1 protein-coding gene and 1 pseudogene are annotated in these 2663 nt (G+C 56.9%); one reads left to right on the forward strand and one right to left on the reverse strand.

The features are described 5' to 3' along the window. Positions 1-351 precede the first annotated feature (351 nt). Complete coding sequence (locus PGX04_RS11495; protein WP_273738635.1) at positions 352-1731, reverse strand: IS4 family transposase; 1380 nt, start codon at positions 1729-1731, stop codon at positions 352-354. A gap of 62 nt (positions 1732-1793) precedes the next feature. Here PGX04_RS11495 and PGX04_RS11500 point away from each other — a divergent pair. Further along, a pseudogene (locus PGX04_RS11500) lies at positions 1794-2468 on the forward strand (IS66 family transposase); the annotation flags it as partial. Positions 2469-2663: the final 195 nt, after the last annotated feature.

Consider the following 2663-nt stretch of genomic DNA (forward strand, 5'->3'; position numbering starts at 1 on the left):
TTACGCAATCGAGCGCGCAGTGCGCGCTGGATGTTGTGAGTACGAATAGATTCGGCGGCAGATACAGGACACTGATATCGTCCACGTTGACGAAACTGGTACAAACGTGACGGGAACAGGCGTGGGTCAGGACTACTGAGCACCACCCGTTATCGCTTTAGCTCCAGATCGGCCTTCAGCTCAGCAATTACGAGCTGAGAGCTGGTGCAGTCGGGGACGCAGTTCACAGCAGAACCGAGAACGGCGAGATCACGCTCGGTCTTCGAGGAGAAGCGCCGAAGCTACGCCACGAAGCTGACCGGTCGAGAGTGTTACCACTCGCTGCTGGCGCTCCCGGCCCGGCTGAGCGTGTCAGCCAGGCCGGATCGTCGCCAGTTCACCGTCGTTGGTTAGATTCGGATCGACCGTGCCGTACGCCACGCGCTCGGTCAGCGCGTGGCGATCCACGTTCGGATCGATCGCCCCTTCCAGGATCACCAGCCCAACGCTCTCAGACGAGTAGCCCAGCTGCGTGGCCATCGTTTCCAGCAATCTCCCACTGAATCGCTGGAGTCGCTTCGAGAACCGCATTGGCTGTATTCGGGTCGTCTCCTCGACGGAGGCCCGTGTGGCGGGTCCGAGCCGTGCTCGGACTCGCCGCAACAGGTACCGACTCACCAGGAGCATGAGCAATGCGGCCAAGAGAAAACACGTGACGGCGGGTTCTCGCCGAACCGGGATCACCTCCAGTCCGAACACCTCCTTACATTCCTGGATGACGGTCTCGACGCTCCATCGGTTGCTGTACAGCGCCGCGAGTTCTCGCGGCGCAAACGCATCTCTCGGGAGATTCGTCGCGTAGAGATGGTATTCGTGATCTGCCTCGACATCGTCACGATAGGTGGGAGCGTCCTCATCGTCTTCGTGGCGAACACCAATGACTCGGAGCTCGTACGGAAGGTGCGGATCATCCTGATCTGCACCGACCGTTGCCGTGACATCGATGGTCTGTCGGAAGAGGTCGGGCAGCACCTCTTGGAGGTGCATGCCCTCCAGATCGATAGAGTTCCCCCGCAACGTACGAGGTTCTTCACTGACGCGAGGATTGGCGTCGGCGTTGAGTCGGCAGACGAACCAGCCGCCGTTGGTCTCAATGCGTCCTAACCGGTTGTAGTCAAGATAGCCGAGATCGAACATCGTGAGGGAGTCTTCGACCCACTCGTCGATCTCGAACTGGGTCGTTTCTTGGGTTCGAGCACTCGTGATCGACTCGAGGTAGGGAGCGACCGAGGCGAGCGATTCGACCACGTGGAGCTTCGCTCCAGCGTGGTCGTCACCAAAGCCAGGGAAGTCGTCGATTGATTCCGGTGAGAGCGTGCAGATAGTCGCATCCGGGATGAAGACATCCCGGAAGCGACCGTACCGCCCACCGAGTGATAACTCGGTTCGGCCGAGTTCGACACTGACGTAGTCAACGAGATCGACGAGAAGATCGGTCAGTTCGGGAGTGATCCACTGCTGGATCGAGGAGTAGGCGACATCGTCGCCAGTAAAGACCCTGTAGAGGTCGTGAACTGCACTGACAGAACCATCGGCTTGGGTCGTGCCGACCAGGAATGTCCAGAGGAAGGGAGTCGCGTCGATGTGACGGTTACGTTCGATGAGGTCGGTGGCGCGACCGTGGTCGCGCACCGACCGGGGTGGGAACAGATTATTCAGTTCCTGGCAGATGAGGTGAAGCCATCGGTCCATGTCTCTGCATGTACGCGACCAGGAGTTACCGCTAATGTTCGCACTGGATCCTTAAGCGATAACGGGTGACTGAGCACACATTATATGCCGTTAAAAGTCGTTGACATGGTGTTCCCGCAGAAGTCCTCAGCGAGAACTTCACGGGAACGGCCGTATGTGATGGCCGGACGGCGTATCCAGCCTTCAGCGGTGTTGGGCACACATTCTCCGCGAAGCTGAAGACGTAGCTGATGATTACAGGGACACAGAGCCGATCTACCGGATGCTCAAGCAGATGTATGTCGGGTCTCCAGTCCTGGCTGGAGACCGACCCGGGTAATCGTGAACAAGCGCAGATGCATTGATCTACCCAGAACGGTCTCAGATCACTCGCTGAGCGGTCAGTAGCCGACAAACCAGTGGCAACATTGCTCAGGAAAACCAAAGGAGGGATCGACCACTGGCTCACCTTCATCGGTGAGCCAACGGTCTCGCCAATGAACAACGCCGCAGAGAACGCTCTTCGTGAGCTGGTCGGTCTCCGGAAAGTTGTCGGGGCACTCCACAATGACCGAGGAGTGCCTGTCAATGAAACATTGTTGTCCCTGCTGGCGACGTGGAGCCAGCAGGGACGCAACCCTTACGAAGAACTCAAGCGAGTCGTCAGAAACAACAAGATGATTTTACGAATTCATGCTGTGCTAGCCGTTGATATCCACGTCCTTGAGTTCGTGAATTTCAGACCCACCAAGTGGTAAGCGGTTTTCAGCGTTGATTACACCAGAACGAAGAGTGACATCAGGGCGTTGGATCCTGACGCTTGGACTCATATCATCGTCAGACATATCATCAATTATAAAATTATTTATAAGTACACCACTCAAACCTGTGTCACTATCAGATGTACAGCGGACGGCCGGTGCGTTTGTCTTGATTCCACAGTCTAAGTCGAG

The organism is Natrinema soli, from assembly GCF_028618695.1.

Bases quoted from the DNA above. Each gene is read 5' to 3' on its own strand.
- PGX04_RS11495 (WP_273738635.1), bottom strand. From the start codon at position 1,731: ATGGACCGATGGCTTCACCTCATCTGCCAGGAACTGAATAATCTGTTC.